The following is an 18,646-nucleotide window of genomic DNA, read 5'->3' on the forward strand; positions in this document are numbered from 1 at the left end:
ATGGCGACTGATTGCTGGGCGAATTATGTTTATTCACTGGTCGACCCGCAACCGACAAATTATAATGCGCCCCATTAGAAAAACTCATCGTCGGCTGGTGTCATGTCTCGTCGTTTACCCCCGCTCAATGCCCTCAAGGCGTTCGAAGCTGCGGCTCGTCACTTAAGCTTTACCCGGGCTGCGGAAGAGCTGTTCGTTACCCAGGCTGCCATCAGTCATCAGATCAAGGCGCTGGAGGAGTATCTTGGCATCAAGTTGTTCCGCCGCAAGAACCGCTCCCTGCTGTTGACGGAAGAGGGGCAGGGCTACTTCCTCGATATCAAGGATATCTTCGCCTCCATTTCGGAAGCGACCGACAAGCTGCTGGCGCGCAGCGCCAAAGGGGCGCTGACGGTGAGCCTGCAGCCGAGTTTTGCCATCCAGTGGCTGGTGCCGCGGCTGGTGAAGTTCAGCGAGCGCCATCCCGACATTGATGTGCGGATCAAGGCGGTTGATCTGGATGAAGGCTCCCTGACCGATGATGTTGATGTGGCTATCTACTACGGCCGTGGCAACTGGCCGGGTCTGCGCTCGGACAAGCTTCACACCGAATACCTTATCCCCGTCTGCTCCCCCTTGCTGCTAACTGGCCCGAAGCCACTGCGCACTCCGCAGGATCTGACCTTGCACACTCTGTTGCACGACACTTCCCGCCGCGACTGGAAGGCGTGGTTCCGCCAGCTCGATATCGATGCGCCCAACGTCAATCAGGGCCCCATCTTCAGCCACTCAACCATGGTGATCCAGGCGGCGATCCACGGTCAGGGGGTGGCGCTTGGCCACAGCGTGCTGGCTCAGCCCGAGATTGAGGCTGGCCGCCTCATCTGTCCGTTCGAGCAGGTGCTGGTGAGCAAAAATGCCTTCTATCTGGTTTGTCAGGAACAGCAGTCCGATCAGGGCAAGATCGTAGCCTTCCGCGACTGGATGCTGGAGCTGGTGGAGCAGGAAGAGGCCCGCCGCAGAGCGCGACTCGCCGATGCATGAGGTGATCCGTGAGGGGGCAGTTGATGCCCCCGTTCGCATTTTATTGGCACATGGTGCCGGCGCCGGAATGGAACATATCTTTCTCGCCGAGCTGTCGCGGCTGCTGGCCGGGCCGGATATCGAGGTGGTGCGCTTCAACTTTCCCTATATGAGCAAGCGAGCTCTGGATGGCAAGCGTCGCCCGCCAGACCGGCAACCCGTCTTGCTTGCCCACTGGCGCGAGATGGTGCGGGAATTTGCCCATCCCCGGCTGTTTCTGGCTGGCAAGTCGATGGGAGGGCGGATGGCGGCCGAGATCAGTGACGAGATCTATTGCGAGATGAATGCTGCAGGTTTGCTCATTCTCGGGTATCCTTTCCACCCCCCGGCTCGGCCCGACCGTTGGCGGGGTGAGGTACTCAAGCAGATCAAGACGCCGACCCTGCTGCTGCAAGGGGAGCGCGACACTTTCGGTTCTCGCGCCGAACTGGCCGATTTTCCTTTCTCATCCGCCGTATCGGCCCACTGGCTGACCGATGGTGATCATGGTTTCAAGCCGAGAAAGAGCAGTGGTCTTTGCGAGCAGGACAATCTGCAACAGGCCGCCAGCCGGATACGGCAATTCGTTGGTGTTGTGCCGGCGCTGGTTTGACGCGTCGGGGAATCATAGAAGGAGAGTCAGGATGAGTATCCATCGACACTGGCTGGTGCTGGCCGGTTTGTTCGGGCTGACGGCAACCATGCTGGGGGCTTACGGTGCCCACGGACTGGCCGCCACCGGCATTGCTCCCGAGCGTCTGGCGGCCTTTAATACCGCCGTGCAGTATCAGTTTTTTCACGCACTGGCCCTGTTGGTACTGGGTTGGTGCGGGGTGCGCAGCAAGGTGATTACCGTTGCCGGCACCGCATTTGTGCTGGGGATCCTGGGATTCTCCGGCAGTATTTACGCCATGGTGCTGCTTGGCAGCAAGGGGCTGGGGCTCATTACCCCGGCCGGTGGCCTCTGTTTTATGTTGGGATGGGCGGCTCTTATCTGGGCTGGCTGTCGTCTTGGAGGAAAAAATGAATAATCTGCTGCTTTATTGCCGCCCCGGTTTTGAGAAAGAGGCGGCTGCAGAGATCACCGAGCGTGCCGGTAACATGCAGTGCTACGGTTTCGCCCGGGTCAAGGACGACAGTGGTTATGTGATATTCGAACTGTATGACGAGGAGCAGGCGGATCTGCTGGCTCGCAAGCTGCCGTTCCGCGAGCTTATCTTTATCCGTCAGATGCTGGTGGTCACCCACGATCTGAAGGATCTGGATGTTGCGGATCGGATCACCCCCATTATCGACGCTGTTCGCGAATACACCATTTGTGGCGATCTGCGGGTAGAGACTGCTGACACCAACGAAGCGAAAGAGCTGTCGGCCTTCTGCCGCAAGTTCACCGTGCCGCTGCGTCAGGCGCTGCGCAACAACGAGATCCTCACCAAGAAGGAGACGCCGAACCGCCCGGTGTTCCACGCCTTCTTCATGGCCAATGATCACGTGCTGCTGGGTTACTCCTACTCCTTCAACAACTCCGGATTCCATATGGGGATCCCGCGTCTGCGCTTCCCGGCCGATGCGCCGAGCCGCTCCAGCCTCAAGCTGGAAGAGGCATTTTACGTGTTCGTACCGCGAGAAGAGTGGGATACGCGTCTCTGCTCCGGCCTGAAGGCGGTGGATTTGGGGGCTTGCCCGGGTGGCTGGACCTATCAGCTGGTGCGTCGTGGCATGATGGTGACGGCGGTCGATAACGGCATGATGGCGCAATCTCTGATGGATACCGGTCAGGTCAAACATGTGCGCGATGACGGCTTTGTCTGGCGTCCGAGCAAGAAGAACACCTACTGGCTGGTTTGCGACATGGTCGATAAACCGGCACGGGTCGTTCACATGATTGCGGACTGGTTCCGGGAGAATGATTGCCAGGAGGCGATGTTCAACCTCAAGCTGCCGATGAAGAAGCGTTATGCCGAATCGGTGCACAATATCGAGGTATTGCGTGAGATGCTCAAGGAGATCGACAACGCGTTCGTGATCCAGGCCAAGCAGCTCTACCACGATCGTGAAGAGATTACCGTGCATGTCTACAACAAGTACTGGGTTTCCAAGCTGCAACCCAAGGCCTGATAGACAGGACGCACATCCGAGATAGTAAAAAGACCGGTGAGGAAACTCACCGGTCTTTTGCTATCTGGTACTGGCTAGAAGCGATAATCGACGCGCAGGGAGGATTCGTCATTGGTTACCTTCAGCTCGATCTCGAGGGGAATGCTCTTGTCGACTGGATTAAGCTGCAGCTTTACCCCGTTGCCTCTCAGTTTTATCGCCGTATTCATGGTGCCGGTTCTGAACTTGACCTTGGGTTTGTAGCGCTCGAAAGAGAGGCTGACACTTTTTTCCGGAGTGAGATTGAGCTGCGGGTAGGAGGTTATCTGCTGGTTGCCGTAGTTATCGGTGGTGACTTCGATGCCGAACGAGAGCGGTTTGGGAGCTTTGAGCAGATCGTTGGTATCCAGCGTAGAGCGCCACACTTCACGGCTGGTCAGCGCCTGCTGACGCGGGAGCATGGCCCCCGGATTGGTGCTGTTTTCCAATGCGACAGCCCGGTCAGTCAAGAGTAACAACCCTGTCAAAAATACCATTCCGGTAGTACGCATCGGAGACCCTCCCTGTCACCTCTCCTATGAAAATAGACGGCAACAGACGGCTGGGTGAGGTTATTGTGAAGATAAAAAAGGGAGCCGCAGCTCCCTTTCAATATCAATGGATTAACTTATAACCGCTCGATGATGGCCTGAGTAAATTCGCTGGTGGAGGCGCTGCCACCCAGATCCCGGGTAACCCGATCACCGGATTCGATAGTGGTGCGTACCGCCTCGCGGATCCGCTCTGCTTTATCCTGCATGCCAAGGTACTCCAGCATCTGGATGGAGGCGAGGATCACCGAGGTCGGGTTGGCGATGTTCTTGCCTGCGATATCCGGCGCCGAGCCGTGTACCGCTTCGAAGATAGCTGCACCATCGCCGATGTTGGCACCCGGCGCCATGCCGAGACCGCCAACCAGACCGGCGCACAGGTCCGAGAGAATGTCGCCAAACAGGTTGGTGGTGACCATCACATCGAAGCGCTCCGGATACATCACCAGATTCATGCAGGCGGCATCGACGATCATCTCTTCGCTCTGGATATCCGGGTAGTGGCTGGCGATCTCACGAGCCACTTCGAGGAACAGGCCGGAGGTTGACTTGAGGATGTTGGCCTTGTGGATGATGGTGACCTTCTTGCGCCCCTCCTGACGGGCCAACTCGAAGGCGAATTTGACGATGCGCTCGGCCCCCTCGCGGGTGATGATGCTCATCGCCTCGGCGCTCTTGTTGTCATCGCTGCGCTTCTGGCCCGCGCCCGAATACATCCCCTCGGTATTTTCGCGCACCGTGATGATGTCGATGTTCTCGTAACGGCTCTTGGTGCCTTTGAAGGAGATGACCGGACGCACGTTGGCGTAGAGGTTGAATTTCTTGCGCAGGGAGACGTTGATGGAGGTAAAACCGCCGCCAACCGGAGTGGTGAGCGGCCCTTTCAGGGTGACCTTGTTCTTCTCGATCAGATCCAGTGTCGCCTGTGGCAGCAGTTCGCCATGCTTTTCAAGGGCAACCAGACCCGCATCTGCATACTCATATTCGAAATCACAGCCTGCGTGGGTCAGGATCTGGATGGCTGATTCGATGATGCTGGGGCCAATGCCGTCGCCCGGGATAACGGTAATTGTTCTTTTGGACATGAGAGGGTTCCACTTCCAGGGTATAGGGGAGGATGGGGCTGCTTTATATCATTTACTTAGCAATCCAACCACATTCCTTTACATTCTACTCATTTTCATCAACGACGAGGGTGAGTCTCGTCATGGTTCGCGCCCTTGCCTGCATTTTTGTTCGGGCGTTATTCGGGCTGGGGCGGGTAACGGATGTCCCGCAGGTTGAATCCCAGCGGAATATCCTGTTGCAACCGCACCAATCGCTGGGCCAGCAGCGCCTCTTCCCTGTGCTGACGCAGCTTGAGCAGCGCTTTCGCTGCCTCTTCCTGCTCGCTGGCAGCTAGCATGGTGGCCAGATCACCATACTGCAGCAGAAGTTGGGTTGCGGTCTTGGGGCCAATCCCCGGAACACCCTTGATGTTGGAGCCCCCGATACCTGTCAGCGCCCAGAAATCGACCAGTTGTGTCGGCGCAACCCCGTATTGCTGCTCGACAAAGGCGGCATCCAGCCAGCGCTTGTTGAAGTAGTCGCGGATCTGGATCTGCGGGCAGATAAGTTGGCAGAACCCCTTGTCGGTGGAGATGATGGTAGCCCTTGCCTCGTGTTGGGCAATGCCACTGGCCAGGGTGGCGATGAGATCGTCTGCTTCATCGGTTTCTGAAAGCAGGGCGTCGATACCGCACTCCCAGAAGGCATCCTGCAGTGTACCCAGCCATTCGCGCAGCTCCGGTGGCATGGGAGTACGTCCCTCCTTGTAGGCCGGATAGATCTCCTTGCGCCAGCTATGCACCTCGCCATCAAACACGGCAATGACATGGGTCGGCTCGCTATTGGCCAGCAACTTGCGGCAGGTATTGACGAGGTTGGCGCGGGTGGCGACCAGCGCCTGGGCAGGAGTCAGCGCCTGCTGTGATTGCACCGCGTGCAGACGGCGGATGAGGTTGAGGGCATCGATGATAAGCAGGTGTGGCCTTAGATTTGACATGGGGCACTCTTGGCAGTCGGAACGCCCCATTGTAACAAACCCGCGGGCCTGATGGGGGATTGATGGCCGTTGGCAGCTGAGTGGCAAAAGAGAGGGGCGCATTGCGCCCCTCGATTTACCTGCTGTACCCGTCAGCGTACGATTTCGTAGCAAGGCACATACTGACTGCCCGGCAGCTTCATCCGCTGCTGCTTGACGAAGCTCTCCAGCAGCTTGTCCATCAGGTGCATCAGCTCCTTGTCGCCGTGCAGCTTGAAGGGGCCTTTCTTCTCGATGGCGCGAATGCCGCCCTCTTTCACGTTGCCCGCGACGATGCCGGAGAAGGCGCGACGCAGGTTGGCTGCCAACAGCTGGGGCGGCTGGTTGCGGTGCAGATCCAGACTGGCCATATTGGCGTGATCCGGCTCGAAGGGGAGCTGGAACTCCGGCTCAATCTTGAGCGACCAGTTGAAGGAGTAGGCATCGCCGACCGATTTGCGATATTCGCGAATTTTCGGCATTGCCTCTTTCATTACCCGTGCCACTTCCGGTGCATCGCCGACGATGATCCGGTAGAGGCGGGTAGCCGGTTCACCCAGGGTCGCCTTGACGAAGTCGTCGATGGCACGGAAGTAGTCCGCACTCTCTTTCGGGCCGGTCAGGATGATGGGCATCGGCTGGCGTTCGTTGGCCGGGTTCATCATGATACCGAGCAGATAGAGCAGCTCTTCTGCCGTACCTACTCCGCCCGGGAAGATGATGATGCCGTGGCCGAGGCGCACGAAGGCTTCCAGTCGCTTCTCGATATCGGGCAGGATCACCAGCTCGTTGACGATGGGGTTGGGCGGCTCGGCCGCGATAATGGAGGGTTCGGTCAGGCCGATGTAACGGCCGTTGCGTACCCGCTGCTTGGCGTGGCCAACAGCAGCACCCTTCATCGGGCCTTCCATGGCGCCCGGGCCACAGCCGGTACAGATGTTGAGCTCGCGCAGACCCAGTTCGTTGCCGACTGCCCGGGTGTACTGGTATTCGATCTCGTTGATGGAGTGGCCGCCCCAGCAGACGATCAGGTTGGGATCGGCGCCTGGCTGGATCACCTTGGCGTTGCGCAGGATGGCAAAGACCACGTTGGAGATGTGGGTCGAATTGGTCAGATTGACCTGACGGTTCGATTCGAGCTGGTTGGAGACATAAAGGATATCGCGCAGCACCGAGAAGAGGTGCTCCTGAATGCCGCGAATGATCTCGCCATCGACGAAGGCGTGCTCCGGCGCGTTGAACAGCTCGAGTTTGACCCCGCGCTCGCGCCGGATCACGTGAATATCAAACGATTTGAAACGCTCAAGTATCTCTTTGGAGCTATCGGTGTGGCTGCCAGAGTTGAGCACCGCCAGTGAACAGTTGCGAAACAGCTGATAGATATCGCTGGAGGCTGTCTGCTTGAGGCGATCGACCTCAAGCTGTGACAGCAAATCCATGCTGCCGACCGGATTTATATGCGTAATCATAGGGTTCCCCTTTACTCATCTTGTTATCGTTGTGCTTTTCCCTGGGGAGAAAAGGGGATGCCTTCTTGCATCCCCTGACTTCGATAGTAGTGGTAACTGAGGGGGGAGGGAAATAGGGGGACGACTGTTCGCTGTTTTTTTGACCGCCAGTCAGGCCAGAGTCACTTGATCCCGACCGGTATGCTTGGAGTGGTATAGCGCCTTGTCCGCCCGCTCGAACACATCGGACGGGTTATCCCCCTCCTTGAACAGGGTGGCACCGATGGAGATGGTGATCTCCACCTTGGCATCCCGAAAGCGGAACGGGATGCTCTTGATGGTCTGGCGCAATGTTTCAAGGGGCTTCTGGAACTTGTCCGGATTGATGTTGGGCAGCAGTACCACAAACTCCTCGCCGCCGAAGCGGGCGATGAAGTCGGTGTCACGCAGTGCGCTTTGCAGCGCCTTGGCAACCACTTTCAGCGCCTTGTCGCCCGCCATATGACCGTAGTTGTCATTGATGTTCTTGAAGTGATCGATGTCGATAATGGCCATGCAGAGCGGCGTGCGGTAGCGCAGCCAGCGTTTGTACTCCTGCTCCAGCCGTTCATCGAGGGCGGCCCGGTTGTGTACCTGAGTCAGGCTGTCGAGGAACAGCTTGTGCTTCTGGATGGTGAGCCGCTTCTTGTACTCGGCGGTCTCCTCCTTCATCAACCTGAGCTTGGACTCCATGGTGGAGAGGCGGGTGAGCAGATGGCGCTCCCTTGCCGCTGTGTTTTCGCGCTCCTGCAACAGCTGGTTGATGGCGCCCATATGGCCGGAAATCGCCTCTTTAAGCGCATCGAGAGTGTTGTGGCTGGCCAGCGTCTGATCGATGGCCTGCAACTCGTTCACCAGCGCCTCGCGGGTCTCTTTGGTCTCGTTGTGCAGGGCGCGTCCTTCATCCAGCGACTCGGTAAAACCGACGTGAACGGCGGAAAGGCTCTCGTTGAGGGTGCTCAGGAAGGCGCGGGAGGCTTTGCGCTCCTCACGGGTGCCCTCGATGATGAGTTCGATCACCTGCAGGCTGGTTTCGGCCAGCAGAGCGGGGTTGATCCCGATCAGCAGCTGGCGGCGAATGTCACTCAGGCTCTCGCCGATGGAACCGGCAAAATCGAGCTCGGTGATGAGACGCTGCAACTCGTCGGCCAGACGGACATGCTCCTTGAGATCGAAGGCATCGTTTTCTGTTTGGGGCTCGCCGGGGTTCGCTTCACTCTCGGCTGTGGGTTGCTCCGGATTGACCAGCAGGGGTTGGCTTGGCAGCAGCTGGATCTTGATGGCCTGCTGGTAGAACTCCAGTAGCCGGATCACCTTCTTCTGATGGTCGGCAATGCCGTAGCCGGCAGGGCTGGCCAAAAATTCCTTGAGGGATTTGCGGGTCTCTTCCGGGAAGCCCTTGATGGTCTTGAGTTGCCTGGAGCCCAGATCGATGGCGGCCTGGGTCAGGGTCATCGACTCTTCGATGGCATTACTGTGCTGCTGCAGCAGTTTTTCGATAGCCAGCAGATCGGCGTCAAGAGAAGTGAATGCGGGGTTGCCGTCCAGTTTCTGCTTGAGTTTGGCGAAGCGGTTGTCCAGCTCACGGTCGAAGCCACGGCAGGAGAGCATCAGCTTGTTGATAAACTGAATGCCGCGGGCACGCTCTGCATCGGAGAATGAGAGTACTCCGTCGAGCTCCAGCTGTTTCTGCTGAAGGGATTCCCTTAGCCTTGCCAATTGTCCTGCTACGGCAGCGATATCATTCATTATCAGGTCGCCCTGTTGTCATTATTGTTTTTCGTGTCAGATAGCAACAGTGACCGAACCCGTGATCGAGCCTCGTCTGTTATCTATTTTACGGTTGTGGGCCGGTGTCTTGCTTCCTTGCAAGCTGGTGCCAATTAACCCATTGCTTTTCATGAGAAGAATTGACTTTTACCAGTCCCTTGTCAATTGCCATCAGGGCGCATTGCCACACATCCCCATTAAAAAATGCTGCCTGTTGGCAATCGATGGCGGCGAGCTCCAGCCAGACGTTTTGCTGGTGTTTTTCACTGAGCTGAATGGCTCCCGACAGGGCGAGATAACAGAGGTCAAACAGGCCATGGTGATCGAGTGCGGTCGCCGCCTTCGGCAGGAAGGGGTGGCTGACGATGCCAAGGCTGACCCGGCGATCGATAGGGTAGTCGCAGGGGAAGGCGGCGATGGCGATCAGCAGATCGCCGGCAAGCTGATGCAGATTGGCCACATGCCGCTGCGGCACCACATAGAGCAGGTGCCCTTCGCGCAAATCGTAGATGCGGCCATCCTGCGGAGTCAGGGTTTCGATATAGGCGCCAAAGGCCTGTTCAATCTCGCTGCTGGCCTGATAGCCGTGCTGCTCCCGCACATTGAGCAGGAAGGGAACCCGGAACAGCAAATAGTGCAGCTTGTCGTCAAATTCGCTGGTGGGCTCTTCGCTCAGATACCAGCGCTCCGATTTGAGCTGGCGTTTGGCCATCTCCCGCGGCCAGCGATTCATCAGGCGCTGCCAGTTTGCCAGTCCCGAGCGGGGCTCGATCAGCAGGGCCTCACCGGTGCGCTTGGCCTGCAGACGGGCGGTGCGCAGCTTGAGCCAGAGGGTAAAGAAGAGATAGATAAAAAGGGCGAGCAGCAGGCTGGTGGTGATGCTCGACCAGAGATAGCGCTCCTGCTGGTGCTGACTCTGGCCTAGCTGCTGCTCCAGCTCCTTGATGTGTTGCACCCGTTCGACGTGGACATAGTTGTCGCGGATCGCCGCCTGCTCCTGGGCGATCTCCTGCTGGCGCACCTCCTCACCCAGTCGGTGGAAGCGCTTGTAGCTGTCCAGCGCCTGGCGCAGGAATCCTTTCTGTTCGTAGGCCAGCGAGAGCAGGCGGAACACTTCGTACTGGCGGCGGGTATCGCCGATCTGGTCGGCCAGTGCCCGGGCATTCTCCAGCTGCAGGATGGCAATGGCAGCCTCCTGCTTTTTCAGATAGAGCTCGCCGAGCAGCAGCAGGGTATCGATCAGCGGCTCTTTGGCATCGTTCAGCTCGTGGGACTGGCGCGCCGCATTGAGGTAGTTGCTGGCCAGCGAGAGGTTGCCGCTTTGCAGGTAGGTCTTGCCAATCTCGTACTTGAGCAGGGAGGACTGTGGCCGGTTGCTCCCTTCATCGATGAGGTCGAGGGCATTGAAGAAGTAGACCAGCGCCAGATTGAGGTCTCCCTGATCCCGGTTGAGGCGCGCCAGCACGATGAGCGAGTCGCACAGCAGGGAGGGGTTGCCGATGGAGTGGAAGTAGTTGGCCGCTTCATTGGCATACTGGAGCGCTTTCTGGGGCTCCTGCTCCTGCTGGTAGAGCTTGACGATCTGGTTGGAAAGAAGGCCGAGGAAGAGCGGATCGTTGAGATTTCTCGCCTGCTGCTGGGCATCGATATATTCGCCAAGGGCCAGCTGGGGTTGCTGCAGGGCACGATAGAGATCGCCACTGATGGCGCTGACCCAGGCGCTGGCGAGCGGATAGCCCGCTTTCGCTGCCCAGTTGCGAGCCTCGGCCAGATGTACCTTGGCATCCTCGAGCTGCTGATTGTCGATGTCATAGCTGGTGCGTAGCAGCCGGCTATAGATCTGCAGCTGGCTCTGCTTGAGATTGGGGGCTGTCAGCTGCTCCTCAAGCTCGCTGAGCAAGGGGCGACTGCTGCTCTGGTGGTCAGGCTTGAGCAGCTGGCTGCGGATCTTGAGATAGAGGCCGTGTGCCTTGAGCTCTGGCAGATTCTCCTTGTCTGCCAGAACCATCGCCTTGTCGAGCGCCTGCTGGGTGGCCTGATACTGGCCCAGCTGCAACAGACACTCCCCCTTGAGCAGAAAGGCGCCGACGGACTGGGCTATGGTGCTGTAGTTCAGGATCGGCTCGCGATAGCCGAACTCCTGCCGGTTGCTGATGATCTGCTGGGGATTGTTGGCTGCGCGCGTCAGGAAGGCGGAGGTGATCTGGACGCATCTGGCGGGATCGGTCTGAACCAGCGACTGAGCCTGCTGGAGGTCGACAGAGAGCTGCTCCTTGTCCAGATCCAGATTCGGAGCGGATAGGGAGGACATCATCATGGCCAGAAAAAACAGTTGATTCATTGGATTAAGGACGGCACAGGGGTGAGGGCATGTTATCCAACGCCCCCCTGTGCGTCCAGAGTTTACTCATGCTTCCCCTGCAGATAAGAAGAGGGCGTCCAACCGACGCCCTCTCATTTCTATTGTCCGCCCGTTTTACTGACGGATCAGCCGCAGATTGGCGGGTACCGCCTCGAAATCGGAGCGGAACGGGTTGATGTCGAGGCCGCCACGACGGGTATAGCGGGCATAGACGGTGAGCTGCTCCGGCTGGCAGTAGTGCTTGAGATCGATGAAGATGCGCTCGATGCACTGCTCGTGGAACTCGTTGTGCTGGCGAAACGAGATGAGGTAGCGCAGCAGCTTCTCCCGATCCAGTTTCGGCCCCTTGTAGCGGATCACCACAGAGCCCCAGTCCGGCTGGCTGGTGACCAGACAGTTGGACTTGAGCAGGTGGCTGTGCAGGGTCTCCTCGACCAGCTCGCTGCTGGTAGCGCCTTGCAGCAGGTCAGCATCAAACTCGTAGTGGTCGACCTCGATATCCAGCTCGTCAATGCACTCGCCGGGCAGGGTGGCAATCTGGTGCGGGGCGCGATCGAGCGGGAACAGGGTCACCTTGACCGGCTCGCCGGCGCAGGCACCGAGATCTTGCTCCAGCATGGCCGCCACCGCCTCGATGGAGTCGCAACGGGTCTGGTTGAAGGAGTTGAGGTAGAGCTTGAACGATTTGGACTCGATAAGATTCGGGCTGGTGGCCGGAATGGTCACTTCGCCCACGGCCACCATCGGCTTGCCCTTGCTGTTGAGCCAGGAGAGCTCATAGAGCGTCCAGACATCGCAACCGGTAAAGGGGAGGTCGTCACCGAGTTTCAGATCATCCCGGTTCAGGCTGCGGGGAACCGGTTGCAACAGGGAGGGGGTGTACTGGCTGATGTAGTCGGATTGCTGGCCCAGACTCAAGCCCTGGAGGGCGCTGGCGCCGGCGTATCTATCTTGTTTGCTCACAGGTTTGCTCACCTAATGTGTTCATCATGATTGGGAGGAAGCGGGCCATTGCATGGCCAGAGCGTGCTCGCAGCCTTGCCAGCGGGGATAACCCAGAGCTGCAACGGGGCGCTGGCAACCTTGTCTGTCACCCGGTTTGATGGTGCAATAGCGGACTTTGCCAGCAATTGTGGGGATTTTCGATGTCGGATCAAGTTTTGTCTGCCCTGAAGCACTTTTTTACCCGCTGGCAGCGTGACGGCGAGGCCAGACGAGGCTTACCCCTGTGCCAGTGGGAGTCGGAGTGGCGCTCCCCCTGTCAGCTTGGTGAGCCGGTCGACGGTCAGATCAGCTGGCGCCCCCATCTGCGCAGTGAGCCCGGCGATTTCACCGCCATGAACGAGGCGCTGGAGCTGCAGCTTCATCCTGCGGCGACCACCCTGTTTGGCCACTGGTTCAGCCGCCCTGTCCCCTGCCTCTTCAAGGGGCTGCGCCTTGAGTTGATCCTGCCGTGGAACGAGGCGGATCTCGACCTGCTCAAGGAGAACCTCATCGGCCACCTGCTGATGCTGCGCAAGCTCAAGCGTACTCCCTCCATCTTCCTTGCTACCACCCGCAACGAGATGACCCTCATCTCCCTTGATAACGAGAGCGGTCAGGTGTGGCTGGAGTGGCTCGACTCAGGCCGCAGGCTGCCGCTGGCTCCCTCGTTGCCGGCGTTCCTGGAGCGGCTGGAGACCCTGCCGCAATAGCGTCTGTTCGCGCCACTGTCGCTTGGCGGAACAGATCTCGAAACGAAATGCCGAAACGAATATCGCAACAAAAAGAGCCTTGCCACGTGGCAAGGCTCTTTTTATTGCGTCACGGGCAGGGCGCGCTTAATCCTTGAAATCCCAGGAGAGGTTGGAGACCAGCCGGCAGCTGTCGCACTTGAAGTCGAAGATCTCGTGCAGTGGCGCTGCCAGTGCCCACTCGCCGCCACAGCTCGGGCAGGGGCGCGCCTTCTCCTCGGCCGCGCTCACGCCGCCCACCCGGTAGAGGTAGTAGTAGGTGGGGATGCCGGTCAGCACCTCCAGCCGCTTGGCGAGATCGCTGCCACGCCGGTAGAGACGACTGCCCACTTCCCCAATCTCGTGCAGCGCCGCATGTTCGGCGATGGAGCCGTTCATCTGCAGCTGATCGCACGCCTCCCAATCCTCCTGCCACTTGATGATCTGCTTGTGATCGCCGTTGGCGACGGCCGGCACCTGATAGAGCGGGATGGGGGCGAAGTGGTCGCCACAGCGCAGTGGCGAGCAGGTGTGCAGGAAGCTGGTGTAGAGCATCATCCAGCTTGGGCGCTCGCCCTGCTGGCCGCAGGGATCTGTGCTGTCGGAGAGCAGATCCGCCCCCTGCAGATGGAGTTTCGGCGCCAGCAACCCCGCCTGATTGAGCTGCTGCTCGGCCAGCTTGACCTGCTCGCTCTGGTTGTCCGGGTGGAGGCTGTCCTGCTCCGGGCAGACTACCCGGCTGACGAAATAGCCCTCGTGCATGCTGGTGGGAAACTCGCGTCCGAGGATCTGGCCCTGATAGCGCAGCATGTCCAGATAGTTGACGATGGCTCGCTCGGCTTCACCGAGGGAGGTGTCGCGATAGCACTCAAAGCAGAGTTCGACGATATACATGGCTCAGTTTTTCCCCTGCTGTGTGAGCAGGTCGGTCAGCCGATCCACTTTGCGTTCGAGACGATTGAGCTGTTCGGCAAGTTGCAGCAGGGTGGGCTCGGCAACGGGGGCGGGGGCTGCCTGCTCCTGGCTGGCTGTTTCCGGAGCACCTGCTGGCTGCTGTTTCCACTGGCTAAGCACTTTCAGCAGCTCGGCCATGGCAACCGGCTGGCTCAGGCGAGCCTTGATCATGGCGGTGGTCGGGGTGATCCCCTTGGCGGCCAGTTCGTTGGCGATACGGATGATCTCGTGGGCGGACATAAGTGTGCTCTGCTGAATGGGTAGATGGGGGGCCGAAGTGGCTGGTCGGGGCAGGATCTTAACCAAAGCCCGCAGGGGATAAAAGGGGAGGGCTCAGCGGGGCTGGCGCAGCATCAGGTCGAGCTGGTCGATCGCCTCGCACCAGTCGGAGTCGTGCCACAGGGCATCGCGCAGAAAGCTGGCCTGAGCGGCGTTCCAGAACTGCGCTTCCGGCAGCAGGGTCTCGTTGTCGAGATGATGCTCGTGGACGAAGCGATAGAGGCTCAGCTCGTCGTTGGCCATGCCGAGCTGGGCGAACAGGGCGGGCAAATCGTGGTGCAGGGGGTCCATCTCGTCTCTCCCTTGGCTAATCCCTGAGATTATAGACAGGCGAATTTCTTCCCCCCGCGGCGGGCTGGGGTTTCATCCTGATGGCGGAGGAGGCATTGCGCCGCTGATGACGAGGGTTGGAGAGGCGGGAGATGGCCCGGCTTGGCCGCTATAAACAAAATTTATGGGTTTTAGGAAAATGACCCAGCTTCAGCTTATACCGAGGAGAGCGCACCGCTGGCGGCATCCAGCACACCGTTTGTGCTCATCAAAGGCATTGGCCCGATCTCTGACATATGGCTTGCTGGCCCCGACCCGGATGGGGAGGGGGATAAGCAGGCCGGGTAATGAGGCAAGGGGATGTCAAACCGTGGGAATGCGATGGGGCGGCAGCTCGACGCCGATAACGTGCAGGCCCTGCATCTTGAGGGTGCCCTGATAGTGGCTCTCGCCATCGCTGGAGAACTCGAACTGGTAGTGGGTGAGCAGCCTGAGCGGCTTGCCGGCCACTTCACGGCGGCTGCGGGCCAGCGACAGCAGCTGCAGGTCGTGGTGCTGGCAGTAGCGGCGCATATATTGCCACGCCAGTTCGGCCTGACGGCGTTGCAGCCAGAACGCGCCGGCTATCGCCATCAGCGCCAGAATTCCGAGCATCTCTCCCATAGGCAGCTTCCTTGTTGTCGGATCATTGTCAGAGTCGGCTGTCAGCCAGCTAGCGGGAGCCTGTGGTCAGACTCCCTTGTTGCCCGTGCCGTGGCCAATGGGCCAGGCGATGCCGCAGATCAGGCAGAGGCAAACAGGCGGCCAATCGCCTTGCCCAGCTCCTCGCTGCGCTCCGGGTCACGCAGTCTGGCCAGCATATCATTGCGCAGGGCCGGTAAAGTGACGAGCTCGGCAAAAACCTGATTGAAGAACTGGGTCGGTTGCAGGGCGAGCTGCTCCAGATAGTCGCCCAGCAGTCTGGCATCCTGCAGATCAGGCCAGAGCCGGCCTGCGATGGCGAGCAGCAGCGCCGGGCTCGGCTGGGTTTGCAGCAGGGTCAGCAGCTTGTTGGTGCGCAACGCGCTGCCGGGGCAGGAGGCCATGGCGCGACAGAGGTAGGCCAGGGTCTCCGGGTTGGGGGCGGCACACTCCTGCTCCTTGCCGATCCGCTCGAGCAGGGCGCCTTGCACGGCCGGTGGCAAGGGGGCGCTCTCCAGACTCTGGCAGAGGGCGTAGAGCGGCTCTTGCGGCAACTTGGGCAGCGCCTTGCAGACCAGCGCCAGATTGCGCTCATCATGCAGCCGCTCCGCCAGATCGGCAAAACCCTGTAACCCCAGCGTCTGCCAGCCGGTGTCGTTGGGGGCAGCCAGATAGTGGCAGAGCGCTTCGTAATAGGCAGACGGGGCCTGCTCCAGCTGGCGCGCCAGCTTGGCGTGCAGGCTCGCCATCTTGGCCTCGGCCGGGCGGAAGGTGTAGGGGTTGTCAGCCAGTCGCTTGGCTTTCTCCTCGTCGAGCTCGCCGGTCAGCTTGTAGCCCAGCGTCTCCACCACCTGATCCATGAAGTGCTTGGGGCCACTCGAGATGAGCAGGCCGCGCTCGTCGAGGGCAAACTTGAGGAACCAGAGGTAGTGGCGCGACTCGCTCGGCTGGAAGAAGTGGACGCCGAGCCAGGCGTGCTGCTGCAGCGGCCAGGGGTAGGGCTCCTGCTGCTGTTCGATGCGCACAAAGGTGTCGCTGGCCAGCGGCCGCACCTGGCGGCCCATGTCAAAGAGCTGGAACTGGGTGCCAGCCTGGGTCAGAAAGTCGGTCAGAGTATTGATGGCGGTCGGCGTCGCAGACATGGAGAGCTCCGGCTTGAATATGATGCGGGCCGATTATAAGGCCATGGCCACGGATAGCCAGCGTTGGCTCCGGCCCTGATGGCGAGTCTGCGGCGGGATCTCTGCATGGCAGCGGCTCGGGAGGAGGTGTATAGTATCGCCCTTTTTTACGGGCGGTTGGCTGCGAAGGCTGCCGCTCTGGCTGGCGTCTTGTTGTTGCCTTGCTCGGCAAGCGCGCGGCCATCCCGGATCAACCTGTGGTGATGAGGAAGTGCACGATATGAATCAATATTTGCTGGTCGCCGGCTTGCTGGGGGAACTCACGGCCGAGCTGCAGCGCCTCGAGCGCTGGCAGGCGGAGCATCCGGGCGAGGAGGCACTGGCCAGTACCCTGCCTTTTTGTGTCGATACCCTGAGCTTTGACCAGTGGTTGCAGTTCGTGCTGATCCCGCGCATGGAGCAGCTGGTGGTGATGCAGGCGCCGTTGCCGAGCAGCGTCTCCCTCTACCCCATGGCCAGCGAAGTCTATAAAGAGGAGCTGGCCGAGGTGGAGGCCCTGCTGCGGCTGATCGCCCGCTTCGACCTGCTGCTCTCCGGCAAAGTGGTCGAGCAATGATGGACGAGCAGAGCAAAGAAGAGAAAGCGCTGCAGCTCACCCTGCTCTATCAGGATGAGTGGCTGGTGGCGGTCAACAAGCCCTCCGGCCTGTTGGTGCATCGCAGCTGGCTCGACAAGGCCGAGACCCGCTTTGCCATGCAGATGACCCGGGATCTGATCGGCGGTCGCCACGTCTATCCGGTTCATCGCCTCGACCGGCCCACCTCCGGGGTGCTGCTGTTCGCCCTCGATCCGGCGGTGGCTCGTACCCTGACCGAGGCGTTTGCCAACCGTCAGGTGCACAAGGAGTATCTGGCGCTGGTGCGCGGCTGGGCGCCCGAGCAGGGGGTGATCGACTACCCCCTCAAGGAGCAGCTGGACAAGATCGCCGACGCCATGAGCGACCCGGATCGGCCGGCGCAGGAGGCGGTCACCAGCTTCCGCCGGCTGCATCGGGTCGAGCTGCCCCATGCGGTCTCCAAGAAACACCCCACCAGTCGCTACAGTCTGGTCAGGTTGTTCCCGAAAACTGGCCGCAAGCATCAGCTGCGCCGCCATATGGATCATCTGTTCCACCCGATTGTGGGCGACACCACCCACGGCGATGGCCGCCATAACCGCTTCTTCCGCGAGCACTATGGCTGCGAGCGCTTGCTGCTGGTGGCCCGCACCCTGAGCTTTACCCACCCGATCCTCAAGGTGCCGATGCGGATCCAGGCACCGCTTGGCCAGGATGTGCTGCGCCTGTTTGCCGAGCTGGGCTGGCCTGCCAGCGAGAGTGACTACTGATCCTCATCAGGTTGCATCTGGCGCCAACTTGTCGATAAAGTGACTCATCATCCGAGTGAAATGGCAGGGAGCAGGTGATGGCACAGATCGATATCGTGGTAGGGAGCGTCTATGGTGCGGCCATGCTGGTGGCCGAGACGCTGGCAGATGAGCTGGCACGGCAAGGGCACAAGACAGCGCTTTATGAAGAGGCACGGCTGGAGGATATCGACCCCGGCCGTTTTTTATTGCTGGTCAGCGCCACCACGGGGCAGGGGGACATTCCCCCCAATCTGCAGCCTTTTGCTACCGATCTGGCTGAGCGCGCCCCCTGGCTCAAGGGGTTGCGGTACGCTCTGGTCGCCATGGGGGACAGCAGCTACGACCATTTTTGCGGTGCCGGCCGTCGGCTGGATAGCCAGTTGCAGGAGCTGGGGGCGACAGCGGTTGTCCCGCGCCTTGAGCTGGATGCGACCCTGCACGATGAGCCGGAGCGGGTCGCTCTGGCCTGGCTAAAAAGCTGGCATATATAGCCGAAAAATTACGCTGTAATTTGCCTCATATAAGTCCCCTGTTCGGTTCGGCAGGGGATTATTATTTGTGCGCCATTCTCCCCATGCCCATCAAATATCCGCACTGACAATAACGACATATTTCTCACTGACACCGTTTTCTTGTTTGTGCTGTTCCAAAAGGCAGCAAGACATATCAGGCAAATAAAAGTTCAATCATGAAAGCGATTTCAGTCATGTTTTTGCCAATGAGTGATCAAATATTCACTTTCATCTCGTCGCGAATTAATCAATGAGAGCGGTTTCAGGTTGATCTTGATTGCTTCATTTTTGATGTGATTGG

Annotated in this window: 20 protein-coding genes; 8 read left to right on the top strand and 12 right to left on the bottom strand. The window is 59.5% G+C overall.

The genetic code is table 11. The features are described 5' to 3' along the window. Window positions 1-102 precede the first annotated feature (102 nt). The 4 genes from WE862_RS09300 to rlmM are packed head-to-tail and all read left to right on the top strand — an operon-like array spanning window position 103 to window position 3,159. Window positions 103-1,023 (top strand): transcriptional regulator GcvA, encoded by a 921-nt coding sequence (locus WE862_RS09300; RefSeq protein WP_005338622.1) that lies wholly within the window; start codon window positions 103-105, stop codon window positions 1,021-1,023. Beyond that, the gene (locus WE862_RS09305; RefSeq protein WP_339058735.1) at window positions 1,016-1,654 is read left to right on the top strand and encodes an alpha/beta fold hydrolase; all 639 of its coding nucleotides are present in this window, start codon (window positions 1,016-1,018) and stop codon (window positions 1,652-1,654) included. Before WE862_RS09300 ends, WE862_RS09305 begins: the two co-directional genes overlap by 8 nt. Before the next feature lie 31 nt (window positions 1,655-1,685). Further along, a complete protein-coding gene (locus WE862_RS09310) occupies window positions 1,686-2,072 on the top strand; it encodes a DUF423 domain-containing protein (RefSeq protein WP_042030237.1) in 387 nt (128 codons plus the stop codon). Next, window positions 2,065-3,159, top strand: a complete 1,095-nt coding sequence (gene rlmM, locus WE862_RS09315; protein ID WP_042030238.1) for a 23S rRNA (cytidine(2498)-2'-O)-methyltransferase RlmM — start codon at window positions 2,065-2,067, stop codon at window positions 3,157-3,159. The genes WE862_RS09310 and rlmM overlap by 8 nt, the downstream gene beginning before the upstream one ends. Window positions 3,160-3,233: 74 nt before the next feature. Here rlmM and WE862_RS09320 read toward each other — a convergent pair whose 3' ends face one another. The 7 genes from WE862_RS09320 to queF all read right to left on the bottom strand — a co-directional run bounded on the left by WE862_RS09320 (window position 3,234) and on the right by queF (window position 12,372). Then, window positions 3,234-3,689, bottom strand: a complete 456-nt coding sequence (locus tag WE862_RS09320) for a hypothetical protein (RefSeq protein WP_225628279.1) — start codon at window positions 3,687-3,689, stop codon at window positions 3,234-3,236. Between the two features lie 116 nt (window positions 3,690-3,805). Continuing rightward, on the bottom strand, window positions 3,806-4,813 hold the full coding sequence (locus WE862_RS09325; protein WP_042030240.1) for an isocitrate dehydrogenase: 1,008 nt from the start codon (window positions 4,811-4,813) through the stop codon (window positions 3,806-3,808). Window positions 4,814-4,971: 158 nt separating this feature from the next. Beyond that, window positions 4,972-5,772: a flap endonuclease Xni gene (gene xni / locus WE862_RS09330; RefSeq protein ID WP_042030241.1), complete on the bottom strand. Its 801-nt coding sequence runs from the start codon at window positions 5,770-5,772 to the stop codon at window positions 4,972-4,974. A gap of 131 nt (window positions 5,773-5,903) precedes the next feature. Next, complete coding sequence (gene ppnN, locus WE862_RS09335) at window positions 5,904-7,259, bottom strand: nucleotide 5'-monophosphate nucleosidase PpnN (RefSeq protein WP_033114234.1); 1,356 nt, start codon at window positions 7,257-7,259, stop codon at window positions 5,904-5,906. A gap of 150 nt (window positions 7,260-7,409) precedes the next feature. Continuing rightward, window positions 7,410-9,026, bottom strand: a complete 1,617-nt coding sequence (locus tag WE862_RS09340) for a GGDEF domain-containing protein (RefSeq protein WP_042030243.1) — start codon at window positions 9,024-9,026, stop codon at window positions 7,410-7,412. Between the two features lie 88 nt (window positions 9,027-9,114). After that, window positions 9,115-11,388 (bottom strand): tetratricopeptide repeat protein, encoded by a 2,274-nt coding sequence (locus tag WE862_RS09345; RefSeq protein WP_042030244.1) that lies wholly within the window; start codon window positions 11,386-11,388, stop codon window positions 9,115-9,117. A gap of 135 nt (window positions 11,389-11,523) precedes the next feature. Continuing rightward, window positions 11,524-12,372 carry an NADPH-dependent 7-cyano-7-deazaguanine reductase QueF gene (gene queF / locus WE862_RS09350; protein WP_042030291.1) on the bottom strand — a complete coding sequence of 283 codons (849 nt, stop codon included), beginning with the start codon at window positions 12,370-12,372 and terminating at the stop codon, window positions 11,524-11,526. Window positions 12,373-12,554: 182 nt separating this feature from the next. Here queF and syd point away from each other — a divergent pair, with 182 nt between their 5' ends. Beyond that, on the top strand, window positions 12,555-13,103 hold the full coding sequence (gene syd, locus WE862_RS09355; protein WP_033114237.1) for a SecY-interacting protein: 549 nt from the start codon (window positions 12,555-12,557) through the stop codon (window positions 13,101-13,103). 126 nt (window positions 13,104-13,229) lie between these two features. On the opposite strand, the gene WE862_RS09360 is transcribed toward syd, so the two are convergent. The 5 genes from WE862_RS09360 to WE862_RS09380 all read right to left on the bottom strand — a co-directional run bounded on the left by WE862_RS09360 (window position 13,230) and on the right by WE862_RS09380 (window position 16,447). Beyond that, the gene (locus WE862_RS09360; protein ID WP_042030245.1) at window positions 13,230-14,015 is read right to left on the bottom strand and encodes a Zn-ribbon-containing protein; all 786 of its coding nucleotides are present in this window, start codon (window positions 14,013-14,015) and stop codon (window positions 13,230-13,232) included. 3 nt (window positions 14,016-14,018) lie between these two features. Beyond that, entirely contained in the window at window positions 14,019-14,315 is a 297-nt protein-coding gene (locus WE862_RS09365) for a DNA-binding protein (RefSeq protein ID WP_042030247.1), read from the bottom strand. A 93-nt stretch (window positions 14,316-14,408) separates the two neighbouring features. Further along, on the bottom strand, window positions 14,409-14,645 hold the full coding sequence (locus tag WE862_RS09370) for a DUF2789 family protein (RefSeq protein ID WP_042030248.1): 237 nt from the start codon (window positions 14,643-14,645) through the stop codon (window positions 14,409-14,411). Between the two features lie 342 nt (window positions 14,646-14,987). Continuing rightward, window positions 14,988-15,287: a DUF3301 domain-containing protein gene (locus WE862_RS09375; RefSeq protein WP_041208068.1), complete on the bottom strand. Its 300-nt coding sequence runs from the start codon at window positions 15,285-15,287 to the stop codon at window positions 14,988-14,990. A 119-nt stretch (window positions 15,288-15,406) separates the two neighbouring features. Beyond that, entirely contained in the window at window positions 15,407-16,447 is a 1,041-nt protein-coding gene (locus WE862_RS09380; RefSeq protein ID WP_041208069.1) for a DUF3549 family protein, read from the bottom strand. Between the two features lie 259 nt (window positions 16,448-16,706). Here WE862_RS09380 and WE862_RS09385 point away from each other — a divergent pair, with 259 nt between their 5' ends. The 3 genes from WE862_RS09385 (at window position 16,707) to WE862_RS09395 (ending at window position 18,324) form a co-directional block, all read left to right on the top strand. Next, window positions 16,707-17,042, top strand: a complete 336-nt coding sequence (locus WE862_RS09385) for a YqcC family protein (RefSeq protein ID WP_033113715.1) — start codon at window positions 16,707-16,709, stop codon at window positions 17,040-17,042. Then, window positions 17,039-17,812 carry a tRNA pseudouridine(65) synthase TruC gene (gene truC, locus WE862_RS09390; protein ID WP_042030250.1) on the top strand — a complete coding sequence of 258 codons (774 nt, stop codon included), beginning with the start codon at window positions 17,039-17,041 and terminating at the stop codon, window positions 17,810-17,812. Before WE862_RS09385 ends, truC begins: the two co-directional genes overlap by 4 nt. 77 nt (window positions 17,813-17,889) lie before the next feature. Beyond that, entirely contained in the window at window positions 17,890-18,324 is a 435-nt protein-coding gene (locus WE862_RS09395; protein WP_042030251.1) for a flavodoxin, read from the top strand. The last annotated feature ends 322 nt before the right edge of the window (window positions 18,325-18,646 follow it).

The sequence above is a fragment of the Aeromonas jandaei genome (assembly GCF_037890695.1).
Taxonomy (GTDB): Bacteria; Pseudomonadota; Gammaproteobacteria; order Enterobacterales; family Aeromonadaceae; genus Aeromonas; species Aeromonas jandaei.

Coding starts and splice junctions, on each gene's coding strand:
- WE862_RS09325 (WP_042030240.1), bottom strand. CDS start 4,813: ATGTCCAAAAGAACAATTACCGTTATCCCGGGCGACGGCATTGGCCCC.
- WE862_RS09375 (WP_041208068.1), bottom strand. CDS start 15,287: ATGGGAGAGATGCTCGGAATTCTGGCGCTGATGGCGATAGCCGGCGCG.
- WE862_RS09370 (WP_042030248.1), bottom strand. CDS start 14,645: ATGGACCCCCTGCACCACGATTTGCCCGCCCTGTTCGCCCAGCTCGGC.
- WE862_RS09340 (WP_042030243.1), bottom strand. CDS start 9,026: ATGAATGATATCGCTGCCGTAGCAGGACAATTGGCAAGGCTAAGGGAA.
- truC (WP_042030250.1), top strand. CDS start 17,039: ATGATGGACGAGCAGAGCAAAGAAGAGAAAGCGCTGCAGCTCACCCTG.
- WE862_RS09380 (WP_041208069.1), bottom strand. CDS start 16,447: ATGTCTGCGACGCCGACCGCCATCAATACTCTGACCGACTTTCTGACC.
- xni (WP_042030241.1), bottom strand. CDS start 5,772: ATGTCAAATCTAAGGCCACACCTGCTTATCATCGATGCCCTCAACCTC.
- ppnN (WP_033114234.1), bottom strand. CDS start 7,259: ATGATTACGCATATAAATCCGGTCGGCAGCATGGATTTGCTGTCACAG.
- WE862_RS09345 (WP_042030244.1), bottom strand. CDS start 11,388: ATGAATCAACTGTTTTTTCTGGCCATGATGATGTCCTCCCTATCCGCT.
- WE862_RS09320 (WP_225628279.1), bottom strand. CDS start 3,689: ATGCGTACTACCGGAATGGTATTTTTGACAGGGTTGTTACTCTTGACT.
- WE862_RS09365 (WP_042030247.1), bottom strand. CDS start 14,315: ATGTCCGCCCACGAGATCATCCGTATCGCCAACGAACTGGCCGCCAAG.
- WE862_RS09395 (WP_042030251.1), top strand. CDS start 17,890: ATGGCACAGATCGATATCGTGGTAGGGAGCGTCTATGGTGCGGCCATG.
- syd (WP_033114237.1), top strand. CDS start 12,555: ATGTCGGATCAAGTTTTGTCTGCCCTGAAGCACTTTTTTACCCGCTGG.
- WE862_RS09310 (WP_042030237.1), top strand. CDS start 1,686: ATGAGTATCCATCGACACTGGCTGGTGCTGGCCGGTTTGTTCGGGCTG.
- WE862_RS09305 (WP_339058735.1), top strand. CDS start 1,016: ATGCATGAGGTGATCCGTGAGGGGGCAGTTGATGCCCCCGTTCGCATT.
- WE862_RS09300 (WP_005338622.1), top strand. CDS start 103: ATGTCTCGTCGTTTACCCCCGCTCAATGCCCTCAAGGCGTTCGAAGCT.
- rlmM (WP_042030238.1), top strand. CDS start 2,065: ATGAATAATCTGCTGCTTTATTGCCGCCCCGGTTTTGAGAAAGAGGCG.
- WE862_RS09360 (WP_042030245.1), bottom strand. CDS start 14,015: ATGTATATCGTCGAACTCTGCTTTGAGTGCTATCGCGACACCTCCCTC.
- WE862_RS09385 (WP_033113715.1), top strand. CDS start 16,707: ATGAATCAATATTTGCTGGTCGCCGGCTTGCTGGGGGAACTCACGGCC.